Source organism: Pseudomonas sp. C8002 (assembly GCF_013385765.1).
Classification (GTDB): domain Bacteria; phylum Pseudomonadota; class Gammaproteobacteria; order Pseudomonadales; family Pseudomonadaceae; genus Aquipseudomonas.
In genome coordinates this window covers 37,210-53,334 of record NZ_JACAPJ010000039.1, presented here as the reverse complement: position 1 = coordinate 53,334, position 16,125 = coordinate 37,210, and the positions used below count along the sequence as shown (strand labels likewise).

Genomic DNA, 16,125 nt, shown 5'->3' with positions numbered 1-16,125 from the left:
AGCCAGCTTGCTACAAGGATACGGCTGCATCGGCAGGCCTTAACTGCAGATAAAAAAATGCCCGGCATTGGCCGGGCATTTCAGTTCATTCGATGATCAGTCGGTATAGCCCAACTTTACCGTCCTCATCTTCCGGCTATGCTCGCGCGTCGCCAGGCAGTAATACAGCGGACACGTCACCACCAACCCCACCAGCCACGACAGGTCTGCGCCCTCTACCAGATTGGCCCATGGCCCCACGTACAGCGACGTATTGGCAAACGGCAGTTGCACGATGATGCCGATGAAATACGCCACGATCGCATGCAGGTTAAAGCGTCCGTAAACCCCGCCGTCCGCCTGAAAGATCGACGCAATGTCATAGGCGCCACGCTTGATGATGTAGAAATCGATCAGGTTGATCGACGCCCACGGCACCAGCACCAATAGCAGCGCAAGGATCAGGCCGATAAATTGCGAGATGAAGTCCGCCGACGCGCCCAATGCCACCACGCAGCATCCGGCCAGCACCACGCTGGACAGCACCACACGCACTTTGATGCCGGGTGTCCACTGGCTGGCGAAGGTCTGGATCGAGGTGATGATCGACAGCACCGCACCATACAGATTCAGGGCGTTGTGGCTGATGATATTGAGCAGAAACAGCACCATCAGGATCGACCCCAGCCAGCCGGTGGCTTGCTTGACCGCGACCATCGCCTCAGTGCCTTCGGGTGTCGCCAGGGCGGCGACCAAGCCAAAGGAGAACGACAAAATGGTGCCGAGAGTGGCCCCCAGGTAGGTGGCGACAAAGGGTCGGGTGATGCCGATATCAGCCGGCAGGTAGCGCGAATAATCGCTGGTATAGGGGGAGAAGCTGATCTGCCAGATCACTCCCAACGACACCGTCGCCAGCCAGCCGGCCGGATTGAAGCCGCCACGGGTGAGGAAGTCTGCCGGCAGGTCGTGGGAAAAAATGTAGAGGAAACCCGCCAGCAATGCGCTGCCCATCACCCAGGTGCCGATGCGGTTCAGGGTATGGATAAAGCGATAGCCGATCACGCCAATGGCCGTGGCGCTGAGCGCGCCGATCAGGATGCTGGCCGGCACCGGTACCGACGGCACGATGCCGACGATGGACTTGCCCGCCAGCACAATGTTGGAGATGAAAAAGCCAATGTAGATCAGGGCCGCGAAGAAAACGATCAGCAGCGCTCCGTAGCGCCCGAACTGACCCCGGCTCTGCACCATCTGCGGGATGCCCATGCGCGGGCCCTGGGCCGACGCGAGGGCAATGACAATACCGCCGAGCATGTGCCCGAGGGCAATCGCCAGCAGCCCCCACACTAGGTTGAGATGGAACACCTGAGTCACCATAGCGCCGGTGACGATGGGCAGCGGTGCAATGTTGGTGCTGAACCATAGGGTGAACAGGTCGCGGGCCTTTCCATGGCGCTCCGCGAGGGGGACGTAATCGACCGTGTGATTCTCGATCAGGGGATCTTGCCGGGACATCTGGGGCATGGAAATGAACTCGCGTTTGTCTGATCTTATAGTTGTTTGACGCCAAACCGGGGGAGCTCTCTGGTCACCCCCATACGAACACCATATTATGGTATTCCAACATTTTCACAAGACTGATCCGTAGTCCTGGCACGCATCTGATCCGCTATTGTGCCACACGGCCCCTCTTCATTCAGCGGGCTAACCCCCGTATTCATTGGCTATAAGACCAAAGGTCAACGTTCATCGGCCGCCTGAAAAAGCCCTTGATTAGATTGTATTACGGTATACCATCAGACCTACAAATCTATAAAATCCGCTTCACCCTACGAGGACCGTCCCATGATCGATGCCGCCATCTACAAACAAGTGATGGGTTCGTTTCCGTCCGGAGTCACCGTGATCACCACGCTCGATGATGACGGGCAGATAGTCGGACTTACCGCCAGTGCGTTCAGCTCGTTGTCCATGGAGCCGGCCCTGGTGCTGTTCTGCCCCAACTACAGTTCCGACTCCTATCCGGTGCTGATCAAGAACCAGCGCTTTGCCATTCATGTGCTGTCCGGTGGGCAGCAAAGCGAAGCCTATGCTTTTGCGCGCAAGGGCAAAGACAAGGCGCAGGGCATCGAATGGACGTTGAGTGAACTGGGCAACCCGATCCTCGCCAATGCCACGGCGGTGATCGAGTGCGAGTTGTGGCGTGAGTATGAAGGCGGTGACCATGCAATCATGGTCGGTGCGGTGAAGAACCTGATCGTGCCCCGGCAGAACGCCGGGCCACTGGTGTATTGCCACGGCAAGATGGGCGCCCTGCCCGCCATTGCCTGATCGTTACCGTTGCAGGCGCCCGGCAGCCCGGGCGCCCACCGGTCAGGTGCGGAAGCGGCTGACCAACTGATTCAACGTCTGAGACAACGTCGTCAATTGCTGCGCATCCTGGCGCGTGGAATCAGCCAGGCTCGCCACCAACTGTGCATCCCCGTGAATCTGGCTGATGTGCCGATTGATGTCTTCAGCCACCTGGTGCTGCTCTTCGGCAGCCGTTGCGATTTGCGTATTCATGTCGCGGATCACGTCCACCGACTCGCGAATCAACCCAAAACTGGCCCGTGCGTCGTTGATCGACACCACCGTTTCCTGGGACACCTCCAGGCTGGCATGCATTTGTTTACCCATCTGATGGGTACGCCGGGCGAGGTTGCCCAGCAGCCCGTCGATCTCGCCGGTGGAGTCCGACGTACGCTTGGCCAGGGCCCGCACTTCGTCTGCCACCACGGCAAAACCACGCCCCTGTTCACCGGCTCGGGCGGCTTCGATGGCAGCGTTCAGCGCCAGCAGGTTGGTCTGTTCGGCGATGGAGCGGATGGTGCCGAGTATCGACTGGATGTCGTTGCTGTCTTTTTCCAGTTGCTCCATGGACTGGGCGGAGTGGCCGATTTCCTCACTCAGGCGCCCTACGCTGCTCACTGCTGCGTCGATCTGCTGCTGGCCGGTGTGCGCCTGGCGCTGTCCGTTGTCGGCAGAGTCGGCGGCCTGGCTGCAGGAGCGCGCGACTTCATTGGAGGTGGCGACCATCTCATGAAACGCGGTGGACACCATGTCCACGGCCTCCCGTTGGCGTGAGGCGACCTCAGCCATTTCCACCGAGACCTCCATGGCACTCCCCGAACTGCTGTGGATCTGCCCGGCCGCCTGGCCGATGCGCTGGATCAGCGTGCGGATCGCTTCGAGGAACTGGTTGAACCAGCCGGCCAGTTGTGCCGTCTCGTCTCGCCCTTTTACCGGCAGGCGCGCCGTCAGGTCTCCTTCGCCCTGGGCGATGCCTTCCAGGCCGCTGGCCACACCACGAATCGGCTTGACGATCAGCCCGGCAAACCAGGCGCCCACCACTGCAAACAACACGGCACACACCAGGGCGATCGCCGCGATCAGCCAGGTCAGGCGCGCCGCGCCGGCCATCACTTCACTTTCCCGCACCACCCCGACAAACCGCCAGCCCAATGCCCTGGACGGCCAGACAAACGCCATGTAGCGCTCGCCTGCCAACTCGACCTGCACCAGGCCCTGCCCAGCCTCGCTCAACTGCCGGTAACCCTCGCCCAACTCACTAAGTTTCTTGAAGTTGTGAGACGGGTCATTCGGGTCCACCAACACGGTGTTATTGGCTTCCATCAACATCAGGTAGCCGCTGTCACCCAGCTTGATTTGTTTGACCAGGTCGGTCAGTTGCTTGAGGGAAACATCGATGTTCACCACCCCGCTCGCGTTGCCCTGGCGGTCATTGAAGCTTCGCACCGTACTGACCAGCACCACGTCATCGGCGGCCCAGTAATACGCCTCGGTGCGCAGGGTCTTGCCCGGTTGCGCCATGGCCGTCTTGTACCAGGGCCGGGTGCGCGGGTCGTAGCTCGCCAGTTTCGGGTCACCCGGCCAGAATACATAGCCGCCATCTTCAGTACCCAGTGACAGGTAGGTGTAGGCCGAATGACTCTTGGCCAGGCCCTCGAACAGCTTGAACAACTGCTGATCGCGCTCGCCGAGTGCGACTTGGGCGGCGTCGCTGGCCAGATAGCGTTTCACTTCACCGTTGATACTTTGCAACTGCGGATGCGCCGCCAGGTAGGCGACGTTCTGACTGATACCTTCAAAAAACAATTGCATGGCATTGTCGACCTGGCGAATCTCGCGTTCGCTGCCGTCGATAAAGCCGTCCCGTGCCTCATGGCGCACGTTGAGGATGATCATCACTGCCACCAGAATGACTGGCAGGCTGGCGATCACCGCAAAGGCCAGGATCAATTTTTGTTTTATGTTCATCTAGCTCGCCTTCCTTGTGAAGTGAATGTGCGACCGCTGGAGAGAAAAGTTTTGCAGATATTCCGTATTATGGTATACCAACAATCAATCCGCCGAATAGCCTTCATCACTGGCAAGCTTCACATTGGCGAGAGCACCTAAGGGCCCGCAGTCGACAGGCCGATCACAATAGATCCGAGGTAAGCGTCATGAAATTTTCCCTGTTCGTGCACATGGAACGCTGGGATGAAAGTGTCAGCCATCGCCAGTTGTTCGAAGACTTGACCGAACTGACCCTGATGGCGGAAGCCGGTGGTTTCAGCACCGTCTGGATTGGCGAACACCACGCCATGGAATACACCATCTCGCCCAGCCCGATGCCGCTGCTGGCTTACCTCGCGGCCAAAACCACCACCATTCACCTGGGCGCCGGTACCATCATCGCGCCGTTCTGGCACCCACTGCGGGTGGCAGGCGAATGCGCGCTGCTCGACGTGATCAGTAACGGACGCATGGAAGTCGGCCTGGCCCGTGGTGCCTACCAGGTGGAGTTCGACCGCATGGCCGGCGGCATGCCCGCCTCATCCGGCGGCCAGGCGCTGCGCGAGATGGTGCCGGTGGTACGTGCGTTGTGGAAAGGCGACTATGCCCATGACGGCGACATCTGGAAGTTCCCCACCTCCACCAGCGTGCCCAAGCCGATCCAGCAGCCCAACCCGCCGATGTGGATTGCCGCACGCGACCCGGACTCGCATAACTTTGCGGTAGCTAATGGCTGCAACGTGATGGTCACGCCGTTGATGAAGGGCGACGAAGAAGTCCTCGACCTGAAAAATAAATTCCAGGCTGCCCTGGACAACAACCCGGATGTGCCACGCCCACAACTGATGGTGTTGCGTCACACCCACGTGCACGCGGTAGACGACCCTGACGGCTGGAAAGTCGGGGCCAAGGCAATCGCCCGATTCTATCGCACCTTTGATGCCTGGTTCGGCAACAAGACCGTGCCGGTCAACGGCTTCCTTGACCCGAGCCCGGAAGAAAAATTCGCCGGGCGTCCGGAGTTTGAACTGGAAAGCCTGCACAAGACCGCAATGATTGGCACGCCTGAAGAAATCATCCCGCGCATCCAGTACTACCAGGAGCTGGGTGTGGACGAGTTCAGCTTCTGGTGTGATAACAGCTTGCCCCACGCGGAGAAGAAAAAATCCCTTGAGCTGTTTATCAAGCACGTGGTGCCGGCATTTCGCTGAGGGTAATGCCTGAACCGCACACAGCGCCGGCACTTGCCGGCGTTGTTGTTTCGGGTGGCGGGAATGCGGCATGTGCTTCGGGTCGAGGAGATGTATACGATGCCGGACCGGGGTGCTCCGCCCAAAAACCGCTGTGCCCACTGCCCGTATTCCATGTACTCAAAAATGTACTAAAAAAAGTGGCTGGAGACGGATTTCAGTAGTTTTGCGTAGAAACGAAAAAAGACGCCGAAGCGTCTATTCCTTAAATCGCAGGCAAAAAAAAGCCACTCTATTGAGTGGCTTTTTCTTTGTGTTTGGAGCGGGAAACGAGACTCGAACTCGCGACCCCGACCTTGGCAAGGTCGTGCTCTACCAACTGAGCTATTCCCGCGTCTTGGTGATGCGCATTCTATAGAATCCTCATCACCCGTCAACCCCTTGATTCAAAAAAGTTTTATTTCTTTTCAACCTCGGTGCGCAGATGCGGCCAGGCGGCGCGCAAATATTGCAGCATGGACCACAAGGTCAGGCCCGCAGCGATCAGCAGCAAGGCGTAGCCCAGCAATACCCAGAAGGAGAAATCCGACGGGTTGGCCAGCAGGATCACCAGGGCAAGCATCTGCGCCGCGGTTTTCCATTTGCCCATGTTGGAAACGGCCACGTGGGCTCGGGCGCCGATTTCGGCCATCCACTCCCGCAGGGCGGAGACGACGATCTCGCGACCGATGATCACGGCCGCCGGCAACGTCAGCCACAGGTTGCCGTGTTCCTGCACCAGCAGCACCAGGGCGACCGCTACCATCAGTTTGTCGGCCACCGGGTCCAGGAACGCGCCAAACGGCGTGCTCTGTTCCAGGCGACGGGCCAGGTAACCGTCCAGCCAGTCGGTGGCGGCTGCGAAGGCAAACACCGAACTGGATGCCATGTAGCTCCATTCGTACGGCAGGTAAAACAGCAATATGAAAATCGGTATGAGCAGGACGCGTAGTACGGTGATCAGATTAGGGATATTCATCGGCACAACTGGCTACGAGGTGAGAAGGCATTCTACTCGCTGTGCAGATTTGCATAAATCAACTCTGCGAGCTTTTTACTGATACCGGGAGCTTTGGCTATTTCTTCGATGCTGGCACGGGACAGCTCCTGCAAGCCACCAAAATGTTTTAACAAGTCCCGCCGCCGTGTCGGCCCGACCCCTGCCACCCCTTCCAGGGTTGAGGTACGCCGGGTTTTGCCACGTCGGGCACGGTGGCCGGTGATGGCGAAACGGTGGGCTTCGTCGCGGATCTGCTGGATAAGGTGCAGCGCCGGGGAGTCGCCCTTCAAGGTGAACTCATGGGCTGCATCATTCAAGTACAAGGTTTCAAAACCGGCCTTGCGGGTGGCACCCTTGGCCACGCCGAGCAGGATCAGGTCGGGTACCGCCAGTTCGTTGAGTACGTCGCGGGCCATGGACAGTTGGCCCTTGCCACCATCCACCAGCAGGATGTCCGGCAGCTTGCCCTCGCCGTCCTTCAGTTTGCTGAAGCGGCGGGTCAGGGCCTGGTGCATGGCGGCGTAGTCATCGCCCGGGGTGACGCCTTCGATGTTGTAGCGCCGGTAATCGGACTTGATCGGCCCTTCCGGCCCGAACACCACGCAGGAAGCCACGGTAGCCTCGCCGCTGGAGTGGCTGATGTCGTAGCACTCCAGGCGCTGGGGCGGCTCGTCGAGCTTGAGCACTTCGGCCAGGGCGTCAAACCGCGCGGCGACGTGCTGGCGGTTGGCCAGGCGTGCGCCCAGGGCCTGTTCGGCGTTGGTCACGGCCAACTGCTGCCAGCGCGCACGGGTGCCGCGCACGCGGTGGCTGATGTCCAGCTCGCGGCCACGCAGTTCGTGAATCGCTTCGATCAGCGCCGGGAAGTCCTCGTGCACCACGTTGACGATCAGTTCGCTCGGCAGGTCGCGCTCGGGGCTGCTGACGTAGTACTGGCCGAGGAACGCCGCCATGACTTCGGCGACCTCCTCTTCTATACCGGTCTGGGGGAAGAAGTTCTTGCTGCCCAGCACCCGGCCGCCGCGCACGCTGATCAGGTGAACACAGGCGCCGCCCGGGTTGACGAAGGCGGCGATGACGTCGACGTCGCCGGTGCCGCCTTCCATGCTCTGCTGGTCCTGTACGCGGCGCAGCAGGGAGATCTGGTCGCGTAGCTCTGCGGCGCGCTCGAAATCCAGGGTGCTGGCCGCTTGCTCCATGGCGCCGGACAGCTCATCGGCCAGGGCATTGCTGCGGCCTTCGAGGAACATCACCGAGTGACGCACGTCCTCGGCATATTCCGCAGGCTCAACCAGGCCCACGCACGGCGCCTTGCAGCGCTTGATCTGGTACTGCAGGCACGGGCGGTTGCGGTTCTTGTAGAAACTGTCTTCGCACTGGCGCACGAAAAACGCCTTTTGCAGCAGGCTCAGGCTTTCGCGGATGGCGCCGGCGCTGGGGTAAGGCCCGAAGTACTTGCCCTTCTGCTTCTTGGCGCCACGATGGATGCTCAGGCGCGGAAAGTCGCCGTCCGAGAGAAACACGTACGGGTAGGACTTATCGTCACGCAGCAGGATGTTGTAGGGCGGCCGCCATTCCTTGATCAGCGTCTGCTCAAGCAGCAGCGCCTCGGTTTCATTGGCGGTGATGGTGGTTTCCACCTGGGCGATACGCGCCACCAGTGCCGCCGTCTTCGTTGCCAGGCCGGTCTTGCGGAAGTAACTCGCCAGGCGGCTCTTCAGGTTCTTGGCTTTACCGACGTAGAGCAGGCGCGCTTCGCTGTCGAACATGCGATACACGCCAGGACGGCCACTGCAGGTTGCAAGGAACGCACTCGGATCGAACAGCACTTTAATTTCAGAGGCTGTCATTTCAGGCGCTGGCGTCTACCATGCCGTGGCGTACCGCCAGCAGGGTCAATTCAACATCACTGCTGATGGAAAGCTTTTCGAAAATCCGATAACGGTAGGTGTTCACGGTTTTCGGCGACAGGCACAGCTTGTCGGAGATCGACTGGACTTTTTGACAGCCGACAATCATCAGGGCGATCTGGATTTCGCGCTCCGACAGCGCATCGAACGGCGAGTCGCTGGTGGGCTGGAACGACTTGATCGCCAGCTGCTGGGCAATCTGCGGGCTGATGTAGCGTTGGCCGGCAAATACCAGGCGAATGGCCTGGACCATTTCCGCCAATCCCGCGCCTTTTGTCAGATAGCCAGCCGCGCCCGCTTGTAGCAGCCGTGTAGGAAAAGGATCTTCCTCACACACGGTCACTACCACGACTTTGATATCCGGATGGCTGCGCAACAACTTTGTAGTGGCGCCAAGACCGCCGATCCCAGGCATCTTGACGTCCATCAAAACCACATCGGGCTTCAACTCCCGGGCCTTGATCAGGGATTCCTCCCCTGACTCGGCCTGGCCGACTACTTGCAGGCCATCGATGTCAGCCAGCATTCGTGTAATGCCTGTACGAACGAGATCATGGTCATCGACTACTAGCACCCTAATCAAGCAGACACCTCGCGATATGGTCTTATAGGTTGCTGAACACCTTAGCAAAAAACCACGGCGCAGACCTAGCTGCAAGCGTCATATATATAGAGTTTCAATGCACAACGGGCCGCCGCCGAGTGGCGGGCGGCTCAATTTCCTGGGTAAAAGGTCAGGAATCCGGGGCCGATGACCGGTTTTTTCCATTGGTGGAGAGTGAATGCTCGGCCAGGGTAGAGGTCAGGCGATGGATTGCATCCTGGTCTTCCTTGAACATCGCACGGTAGTTGCCCAGCACTTTTTCTTCGATTTGGCTCAGATTTTCCAGTTGGGTCGGCGTCGGCGTGCCGGTCAACACGTACAGGATATCGACACCTTTTTCTGCCACGCGGGACAAGTAATCGGCCTTGGGCGCACGGCCGCCATTTTCGTATTTCCCCTGTGCGTTAGCTTCTACACCTCCTATTTCACCAAAAGTTTTCTGCGACAGGCCAAGTCGCTCTCTTTCTTGCCTTAACCGGAAACCGATTCCACTCATTTGGATGTATGATCCTATTTGGCACACCCCAAGAGGTGACACACTCATCTCGTTTTACACAAACTTGAACGGTTTTGAACTATGCCCGGTATTCGCACTGCTGCACAAGCCAAGGCTTGGCTGGAACATCAAGGTAAGTCTGTTCAAGCGTTCGCCCGGGAACATGGCGTGGACCCGGCAACCACTTATCAAGTGCTCGCTGGGCGCAAAAAGGGACGGCGGGGAGAAGCCCACAAGGTCGCGGTCCTGTTAGGCATGAAGGACGGGATCATCCCGGTTGAGGACGAAACCGTAAGGCAAGATCAGGAAGTCATTTCTTGAAGTCAGTATGCGCTTATTAAAACCAAGTGCCTGTTTTCCCAAAATTGGCAGTACTCACACCTGATCACGGCCGGCAATTGCGCTCCATGCGCCAGAAGCAATCCTCCGCATCTACGATTTCCAGGCCCTTGCGTTGATACAGCCGTCGCGCCGGGTTGGTCTTGAAAACGGTCAACCGTAAAAGACCCAGCCCTTCCGCGCGCGCCTTGTACACCATCTGCTCGATAACCCAGCCGCCAGCCCCTTGATGACGAAACGCCTCAAGGATGTGCAATTCGCGGATATACAACGCTTTGGGGTCACGACTCAGACTGATGAAACCCAGCACCTGGGTATCGCGACAGATCAACCAGTTTTCCCGACCCGCCCAGGCGCTATCGAACCCGGCATCGGACCAGGACAAGTCGTATTGGCGATAATAGTTGCCCATGGCCTGATGGGTCAGGGTTCGGGCGAAGGCCAGGTGCTGGCTGGTTGCAGCCTGTAGTTGAAACGCCATGTGCCTGCGCCTCCTAAATCGCCACCTGTTCCCCGCGCCATTGGCCAGCGCTGCTGCGACGTGCAATCACCAACGAATCGCCCACACCAGGGGCGACTGCGATCAAAGTGCCGTCAGCGCCCCAGATCGCACTGCGTCCGGCGCAGGTCCAGCCACCGGTCGGGCCACCGTGATTGGCCATCAGCACCAGCATTTGGTGCTCGGCGGCGTAGCCTTGTAGCAACGTCGTATCGGGAGCGTAGCCACCTTCGCTGATCAGCACACCCGCAACGTAGATATTCGCCCCGGCTTCGGCTGCCTGCCGTGGGTGACTGGGGTGGGAGAAGTCTGCACATACCGCCAGGGCAATCCGGTCGTTACCCCATTCAAGGGCCGCCCCGCCCTGCCCCGCAGCAAACGCCACGTCTTCACCGGGATGCAGATGCTGCTTGGTATAGACCGACACCGAACCATCCGGCCCCAGCACCAGCGCGCCGATCAACACCTCACCGGCGGCTCCCAAGCGAATCGGCATGCCCACCACCGCGGTGATGCGCAACTCACGGGCCATCTCCCGCAGCGGCGCCAGCGCTTCATCGCCGGGCGCGATCGCCAGCCCGGCGGCCAGTGACGGTTCATAGCCGGTCAGGGACAGTTCCGGAAACACCAGCAACTGCACGCCGTGCTCCGCCGCCACGCGCATGAAAGCCAAGTGACGCGCGATATTTCCGGGTACGTCGCCCGCAATGGAAATGGATTGGGCAGCAGCAATCGTCAAGGCCGTCATGGTCGCATCCAGGCAATCATCGTGAGGTGGGTGCAGCATATCGATACTGGGGTCATAGCCGTAAGTACCCACACTCAATAGAAATTACTGATTGAATCCACCCGCTCGCCTCAGTTAAGCTCCCCCCATCATTTGGAGACACACCATGTTGCAACTCACCCACATTCAGGTTTGCCCTGCTGCCAGCGTCCAGCGCTCGGTTGTGGCTGCCCGTGTGAGCGGTTTGAGCGCACTGGTCAGCTTTTATTTTGGGTATTGGTTTAGCCACTGGCGCGCCTGATACCTGAAATCGGCGCCCACTACTCAAGGGGTCGCCTACCAGAGAAATCTAACCCCCGGTCGGCTCCCCGACCGGGGGTTTTGTTTTTTAAGCCCTTCATTATTTTTGCCACACACCGAACACTTAAAGGACTCACGCCATGAACTACGCCACCTATTACCGCTACGACACCTCCACCGCCTGGCGATTTAGCAAGCTCCGTTCGGGACAGCCTGCCGCCTCCGACCGGTCACCTATTGGTGGCAAGCCAACACACGTAGCCAATACGGCCAATTGTCGAACACCCCAGTAGGGCAGAGCGTGCGGGAACAGCCCGCCGCTTGCCCAGGAAGCCCGAATATGAACGCCTCGATCGCCGCTCTGCCTGTTTCCACCCTGTCCTGCGCCAATGAAGCGCTGACCCAGCGTTTGCCCAGTGCCCTTGAGCTCAAGCACCAACTGCCCCTGAGCCCATTCCTCAATGAACAGATCCACGCCCATCGCCAAGCCGTGCGCGCCATTCTCAAGGGTGAAGACTCACGCCTGCTGGTGATTGTCGGCCCGTGCTCGATCCACGACCCGGAATCGGCCATGGAATACGCACGCAACCTGAAAAAACTGGCCCATGAAGTCAGTGACCAGATGCTGCTGGTGATCCGTGCCTACGTCGAAAAACCCCGTACCACCATCGGTTGGAAAGGCCTGGCCTACGACCCACGCCTGGATGGCAGCGACGACATGGCCGCAGGCCTGACCCTGTCCCGGGAACTGATGCGTGAAATGCTGCGCCTGGGCCTGCCGGTGGCCACCGAGCTGCTGCAACCGATGGCTGCCGGCTACCTCGATGACCTGCTGAGCTGGGTCGCCATTGGCGCGCGCACCACCGAATCGCAGATTCATCGCGAAATGGCCAGCGGCCTCGGCATGCCCGTCGGCTTCAAGAACGGCACCGACGGCGGCGTGGCCATCGCCTGTGACGCCATGCGCTCCGCCGCTCACCCGCACCGTCACTTCGGTGTCGACAGCCAGGGCCATCCGGCGATCATCCAGACCCCGGGCAACCCCGATACGCATCTGGTATTGCGCGGCGGCCATCGTGGGCCGAACTACGATCGCCAGAGCGTGGCCCAGGTTCACGCCGACCTTGCCAAGAGCAAAGTCGCGCCGCGGATCATGGTCGACTGCAGCCACGCCAACAGCGGCAAAGACCCGCTGCGCCAACCGGCAGTGTTCAACGACGTGCTGGAGCAGCGCTTGCAGGGCGACACGTCGCTGATCGGCATGATGATCGAAAGCCACCTGTTTGAAGGCTGCCAACCATTGAGCCCGTCGATGAAATACGGCGTGTCGATCACCGATGGCTGCCTGGGCTGGGACGGCACGGAACAGCTGCTGCGCAGCGCTGCCGAGCGGTTGCGGGCACACAATCGCGCCTGACAATGAAGATCAAATGTGGGAGCGGGCTTGCTCGCGAATGCGGTGGTTCAGCCAGCACATGCATCAACTGGCGCGCCGCTTTCGCGAGCAAGCCCGCTCCCACACTGGATCTTCATTCACTTGACTAAAGTGGATAAAGAGCCTCATCAAACTGCGCCAACTTCGGAAACACCAACGGCTGGTCATCCGCCAGCCCTTCCAATCGCTGCTGGTAACTGTGCAGGAAAGTCTGCCGGGCCTCGGCGCTGATATACGGCACATGCCACGCCACAAACGGCTCCAGCACCTCAAACCCGACATACGCCAGCGTGCCACGCAGGATCGGCCGCAGCATGTCCTCCAACGGCCCGTGAATCGCACCCTCGCCAAACATATGCTCGCGCCCGCCGAGGGTCACCGTGACCAGCGCTTTCTTGCCGGCGAGCCCGCCCTGATCATAAAACCGCTTGCCGCCGTAGCACACGCCCGACACCAGCACCCGGTCAATCCAGCCCTTGAGCATCGCGGGCGCCGAGAACCAGAAGATCGGGAAGTTGAGGATCAGCAGATCGGCCCACAGCAGCTTGTCCAACTCCTGCCGGATATCCGCCGCGATGGATTGGCTTTTCACCCCCAGGCGCTGCTCCAGGGCATACACCAGGTAGTCGGGGTTCTCCCGCGAGGTGAAGTCCGAGGCGCTGGCTACGGGATTCCAGTGCATCGCGTACAAATCACTGACCTGCACCTCATGCCCCTGCGCTTGCAGGGTAGCCGTGGCCTGGTCACGCAAGGCCGCGGTAAACGACTGCGGCTCGGGATGGGCGTGGACAATCAACACCTTCATAAAAACTCCTCAAGAAGTAAGCGCGGCCCGTTTGGCCAGCAAATGGTCGAGCCAGTCGGGGTCCATTTCCGGCTCCGATGAAAACAGCAAGCCGGTGTAGTCCTGATACGGCGGGGTGAAGATCGCGCTGCGGCTGCCCTGGTCCACCACCCTACCCCGCTGCATCACCACCACTTCGTCGGCGATGGCGCGCACCGTGGCCACGTCATGGGTGATAAACAGGTAGGCCACGCCCAACTGCTGCTGAATGCGGTTGAGCAGTTTCAGCACGCCCTCGGCCACTAACTGATCCAGGGCCGAGGTCACTTCGTCGCAGATGATCAATTGTGGGTCGGCCGCCAGGGCGCGAGCGATGCAGATACGTTGCTTCTGGCCGCCGGACAGCTCACGGGGCTGACGCTCCATGAAGGTGGCCGGGTCCAGCTCGATCATCTCCAGCAACTCGGCGACTCGGGCGCGCATGGCCTTGCCCTTGAGGCCGAGGTAGAAGGTCAGTGGCCGGCCAATGATGTCGACGATGCGCTGGCGCGGGTTCAGCGCGGTATCGGGGATCTGGTAGATCATCTGGATCCGTCGCAACTGCTCCTTGCTGCGCCGACGAAAGTCCGCCGGCAACGCTTCACCGTCATACAGCACCTGCCCCGCCGTAGCCGGCAGCAACCCGGTAATCAAGCGTGCGGTGGAGCTTTTGCCGCTGCCGGACTCACCGATCACCGCCAACGTCTGGCCGCGATGCAAGCTCATCGACACGTCATGCAGCACCGGCTGATGCCCGTAGCTGGCGCACACCTGACGCACTTCCAGCAACGGCATCTGCTGCTGGGGACAGGCCTTGGGCTCGGTGCGAAAGCTGCGCACCGCCCACAGGGACTTGGTGTAGTCCTGCTGCGGGGCGCTGAGCATGGTGCGGGTCTCGGCCTCCTCCACCAGCTTGCCGTGGCGCAGCACCATGATGCGGTCGGCCATCTGCGCGACCACCGCCAGGTCATGGCTGATATACAGCGCGGCACTGCCGAAGGTTTTCACCGCATCGCGAATCGCCGCCAGCACTTCGATCTGGGTGGTGACGTCGAGGGCGGTGGTGGGTTCGTCGAAGATGATCAGGTCGGGGTGGCTGGCCATCGCCATGGCGGTCATCACCCGTTGCAGCTGCCCACCGGAGACCTGATGCGGATACCGTTGGCCGATGGTTTCCGGATTGGGCAGGCGCAGCACGCGGTACAACTCCACCGCCTCACGTTCAGCCTGGGCGCGGCTGATGCCACCGTTGATCACGGCGGTTTCCACATGCTGGTCAATCAGCCGGTGGGCCGGGTTGAACGACGCGGCAGCGCTTTGCGCAACGTAGGCAATCCGCAGTCCTCGCAGCTTGCGCAGCGCTTCTGGCTTGGCCTGCAACAGCTGAATACCGTCAAAGCACACCGAGCCACCGGTGATGCGACAACCATCGCGGGCAAAACCCATGGCCGCCAGGCCCAACGTTGATTTACCCGCGCCAGACTCACCAATCAGCCCCAGTACCTCACCCCGTTGCAACGTCAGGTCGATACCCTTGATCAACGGATGCCAGGCGTCTTCGTAATGCCCTTCAATCTGCAGGTTGCGGATTTCCAGCAATGGCTTGTCCATCCTCAACACTCCTTCAGGCCGCTGGATTTATGCAGCATCCAGTCGACGACAAAATTCACGCTGACGGTGATCAACGCCACTGCCAGCGCCGGCAGCAACGGGCTGATGTCACCGAAGGTGATCAGCACCGCGTTGTCGCGGACCATGCTGCCCCAATCGGCGGTGGGCGGTTGAATGCCCAGGCCAAGGAACGACAGCGCGCTGATAAACAGGAACACGAAACAGAACCGCAGGCCGAACTCGGCAATCAATGGCGCGGCGGCATTGGGCAGCACTTCGCGGGTGACCAGCCACCACAGCCCTTCCCCACGTAAGCGCGCGGCTTCGACGAAGTCCTGCACCACCACGGTCATCGCCACGGCCCGGGACAGGCGAAACACCCGGGTCGAATCCAGCAGTGCAATCACCAGCACCAGCGAGGTGGCATTGGTGCCCACCACGCTGAGGATCAGCAAGGCGAAGATCAGTTGCGGGATCGCCATCAGGATATCCACCACCCGCGACAATCCCTGGTCGACCCAGCCGCCCTTGATCGCGGCTATCAAGCCGCTCAAACCGCCCAGCAAAAACGCCAGCACCGTGGTCAAAAAAGCGATGCCCAGGGTGTTGCGCGCGCCATACACCAGGCGGCTGAACATGTCCCGCCCGAGGTTATCGGTGCCCAGCAGGAACTGGCCGCTCCAGGGCGCAAACCCGTCACCCACCACCTGGGTTTCCCCGTAAGGTGCGAGCACCGGCGCAAACAACGCCACCAGCACGTACAGCACGATGACCAGCAGGCCGAACTTCGCGCTCAATGGCGCCCGGGCCAGTTGTGTGAGAAGGCTCATGG

General features: G+C 60.2%; 16 protein-coding genes, 1 tRNA gene and 1 pseudogene. 5 read left to right on the top strand and 13 right to left on the bottom strand.

Annotation, left to right across the window (positions count from 1 at the left end):
- Positions 1-96: 96 nt before the first annotated feature.
- The gene (locus HX814_RS29330; RefSeq protein WP_087694308.1) at positions 97-1,503 is read right to left on the bottom strand and encodes a cytosine permease; all 1,407 of its coding nucleotides are present in this window, start codon (positions 1,501-1,503) and stop codon (positions 97-99) included.
- A 321-nt stretch (positions 1,504-1,824) separates the two neighbouring features.
- Between HX814_RS29330 and HX814_RS29325 the strand changes: the two genes are divergently transcribed.
- Positions 1,825-2,310, top strand: coding sequence for a flavin reductase family protein (locus HX814_RS29325; RefSeq protein ID WP_087694309.1), 486 nt, complete (start codon positions 1,825-1,827; stop codon positions 2,308-2,310).
- A gap of 42 nt (positions 2,311-2,352) precedes the next feature.
- Here HX814_RS29325 and HX814_RS31825 read toward each other — a convergent pair whose 3' ends face one another.
- Together HX814_RS31825 and HX814_RS31820 are read right to left on the bottom strand one after the other, a co-directional pair.
- Entirely contained in the window at positions 2,353-3,081 is a 729-nt protein-coding gene (locus HX814_RS31825; protein WP_371132431.1) for a methyl-accepting chemotaxis protein, read from the bottom strand.
- A gap of 129 nt (positions 3,082-3,210) precedes the next feature.
- Positions 3,211-4,143: pseudogene (locus tag HX814_RS31820) on the bottom strand (cache domain-containing protein); the annotation flags it as partial.
- Between the two features lie 344 nt (positions 4,144-4,487).
- Between HX814_RS31820 and HX814_RS29315 the strand changes: the two are divergent.
- Positions 4,488-5,531 carry an LLM class flavin-dependent oxidoreductase gene (locus HX814_RS29315; RefSeq protein ID WP_102368697.1) on the top strand — a complete coding sequence of 348 codons (1,044 nt, stop codon included), beginning with the start codon at positions 4,488-4,490 and terminating at the stop codon, positions 5,529-5,531.
- A gap of 297 nt (positions 5,532-5,828) precedes the next feature.
- On the opposite strand, the gene HX814_RS29310 is transcribed toward HX814_RS29315, so the two are convergent.
- From HX814_RS29310 to HX814_RS29290, 5 genes are all read right to left on the bottom strand, one after another.
- Positions 5,829-5,904, bottom strand: a tRNA-Gly gene (locus HX814_RS29310).
- A gap of 63 nt (positions 5,905-5,967) precedes the next feature.
- On the bottom strand, positions 5,968-6,528 hold the full coding sequence (gene pgsA, locus HX814_RS29305) for a CDP-diacylglycerol--glycerol-3-phosphate 3-phosphatidyltransferase (protein ID WP_003208929.1): 561 nt from the start codon (positions 6,526-6,528) through the stop codon (positions 5,968-5,970).
- A gap of 32 nt (positions 6,529-6,560) precedes the next feature.
- Positions 6,561-8,399, bottom strand: a complete 1,839-nt coding sequence (gene uvrC, locus HX814_RS29300; RefSeq protein WP_218170317.1) for an excinuclease ABC subunit UvrC — start codon at positions 8,397-8,399, stop codon at positions 6,561-6,563.
- Between the two features lies 1 nt (position 8,400).
- Positions 8,401-9,042, bottom strand: a complete 642-nt coding sequence (uvrY, locus tag HX814_RS29295) for a UvrY/SirA/GacA family response regulator transcription factor (RefSeq protein WP_008436066.1) — start codon at positions 9,040-9,042, stop codon at positions 8,401-8,403.
- Between the two features lie 151 nt (positions 9,043-9,193).
- Positions 9,194-9,559, bottom strand: a complete 366-nt coding sequence (locus HX814_RS29290) for a helix-turn-helix domain-containing protein (RefSeq protein WP_023658724.1) — start codon at positions 9,557-9,559, stop codon at positions 9,194-9,196.
- A gap of 81 nt (positions 9,560-9,640) precedes the next feature.
- Here HX814_RS29290 and HX814_RS29285 point away from each other — a divergent pair, with 81 nt between their 5' ends.
- A complete protein-coding gene (locus HX814_RS29285; RefSeq protein WP_003208935.1) occupies positions 9,641-9,880 on the top strand; it encodes a DNA-binding protein in 240 nt (79 codons plus the stop codon).
- Positions 9,881-9,944: 64 nt separating this feature from the next.
- On the opposite strand, the gene HX814_RS29280 is transcribed toward HX814_RS29285, so the two are convergent.
- The gene (locus HX814_RS29280) at positions 9,945-10,379 is read right to left on the bottom strand and encodes a GNAT family N-acetyltransferase (protein ID WP_087694876.1); all 435 of its coding nucleotides are present in this window, start codon (positions 10,377-10,379) and stop codon (positions 9,945-9,947) included.
- 13 nt (positions 10,380-10,392) lie between these two features.
- Positions 10,393-11,145, bottom strand: coding sequence for a carbon-nitrogen hydrolase family protein (locus HX814_RS29275; protein WP_177009360.1), 753 nt, complete (start codon positions 11,143-11,145; stop codon positions 10,393-10,395).
- Between the two features lie 145 nt (positions 11,146-11,290).
- Between HX814_RS29275 and HX814_RS31600 the strand changes: the two genes are divergently transcribed.
- Both HX814_RS31600 and HX814_RS29270 read left to right on the top strand, forming a co-directional pair.
- Positions 11,291-11,425 carry a hypothetical protein gene (locus HX814_RS31600; protein WP_256344006.1) on the top strand — a complete coding sequence of 45 codons (135 nt, stop codon included), beginning with the start codon at positions 11,291-11,293 and terminating at the stop codon, positions 11,423-11,425.
- A gap of 339 nt (positions 11,426-11,764) precedes the next feature.
- A complete protein-coding gene (locus HX814_RS29270) occupies positions 11,765-12,841 on the top strand; it encodes a 3-deoxy-7-phosphoheptulonate synthase (protein ID WP_177009361.1) in 1,077 nt (358 codons plus the stop codon).
- A 124-nt stretch (positions 12,842-12,965) separates the two neighbouring features.
- Here the strand turns inward: HX814_RS29270 and HX814_RS29265 are convergent, their stop codons facing one another.
- The 3 genes from HX814_RS29265 to HX814_RS29255 are packed head-to-tail and all read right to left on the bottom strand — an operon-like array spanning position 12,966 to position 16,123.
- Positions 12,966-13,664, bottom strand: coding sequence for an NAD(P)H-dependent oxidoreductase (locus HX814_RS29265; RefSeq protein WP_003208945.1), 699 nt, complete (start codon positions 13,662-13,664; stop codon positions 12,966-12,968).
- Between the two features lie 9 nt (positions 13,665-13,673).
- Positions 13,674-15,293, bottom strand: coding sequence for an ABC transporter ATP-binding protein (locus HX814_RS29260; protein ID WP_177009362.1), 1,620 nt, complete (start codon positions 15,291-15,293; stop codon positions 13,674-13,676).
- Between the two features lie 2 nt (positions 15,294-15,295).
- Positions 15,296-16,123, bottom strand: a complete 828-nt coding sequence (locus tag HX814_RS29255; RefSeq protein WP_003208948.1) for an ABC transporter permease — start codon at positions 16,121-16,123, stop codon at positions 15,296-15,298.
- Positions 16,124-16,125 lie beyond the last annotated feature (2 nt).

What these genes read in the sequence shown, in the direction of transcription:
- HX814_RS29255 (WP_003208948.1), bottom strand. Translation starts at nt 16,123, where the DNA reads ATGAGCCTTCTCACACAACTGGCCCGGGCGCCATTGAGCGCGAAGTTC.
- HX814_RS29325 (WP_087694309.1), top strand. Translation starts at nt 1,825, where the DNA reads ATGATCGATGCCGCCATCTACAAACAAGTGATGGGTTCGTTTCCGTCC.
- uvrC (WP_218170317.1), bottom strand. Translation starts at nt 8,399, where the DNA reads ATGACAGCCTCTGAAATTAAAGTGCTGTTCGATCCGAGTGCGTTCCTT.
- HX814_RS29285 (WP_003208935.1), top strand. Translation starts at nt 9,641, where the DNA reads ATGCCCGGTATTCGCACTGCTGCACAAGCCAAGGCTTGGCTGGAACAT.
- HX814_RS29270 (WP_177009361.1), top strand. Translation starts at nt 11,765, where the DNA reads ATGAACGCCTCGATCGCCGCTCTGCCTGTTTCCACCCTGTCCTGCGCC.
- HX814_RS29330 (WP_087694308.1), bottom strand. Translation starts at nt 1,503, where the DNA reads ATGCCCCAGATGTCCCGGCAAGATCCCCTGATCGAGAATCACACGGTC.
- HX814_RS31825 (WP_371132431.1), bottom strand. Translation starts at nt 3,081, where the DNA reads ATGGTGTCCACCGCGTTTCATGAGATGGTCGCCACCTCCAATGAAGTC.
- HX814_RS29280 (WP_087694876.1), bottom strand. Translation starts at nt 10,379, where the DNA reads ATGGCGTTTCAACTACAGGCTGCAACCAGCCAGCACCTGGCCTTCGCC.
- HX814_RS29315 (WP_102368697.1), top strand. Translation starts at nt 4,488, where the DNA reads ATGAAATTTTCCCTGTTCGTGCACATGGAACGCTGGGATGAAAGTGTC.
- HX814_RS29265 (WP_003208945.1), bottom strand. Translation starts at nt 13,664, where the DNA reads ATGAAGGTGTTGATTGTCCACGCCCATCCCGAGCCGCAGTCGTTTACC.
- HX814_RS29260 (WP_177009362.1), bottom strand. Translation starts at nt 15,293, where the DNA reads ATGGACAAGCCATTGCTGGAAATCCGCAACCTGCAGATTGAAGGGCAT.
- HX814_RS29290 (WP_023658724.1), bottom strand. Translation starts at nt 9,559, where the DNA reads ATGAGTGGAATCGGTTTCCGGTTAAGGCAAGAAAGAGAGCGACTTGGC.
- HX814_RS29275 (WP_177009360.1), bottom strand. Translation starts at nt 11,145, where the DNA reads ATGACGGCCTTGACGATTGCTGCTGCCCAATCCATTTCCATTGCGGGC.
- pgsA (WP_003208929.1), bottom strand. Translation starts at nt 6,528, where the DNA reads ATGAATATCCCTAATCTGATCACCGTACTACGCGTCCTGCTCATACCG.
- HX814_RS31600 (WP_256344006.1), top strand. Translation starts at nt 11,291, where the DNA reads ATGTTGCAACTCACCCACATTCAGGTTTGCCCTGCTGCCAGCGTCCAG.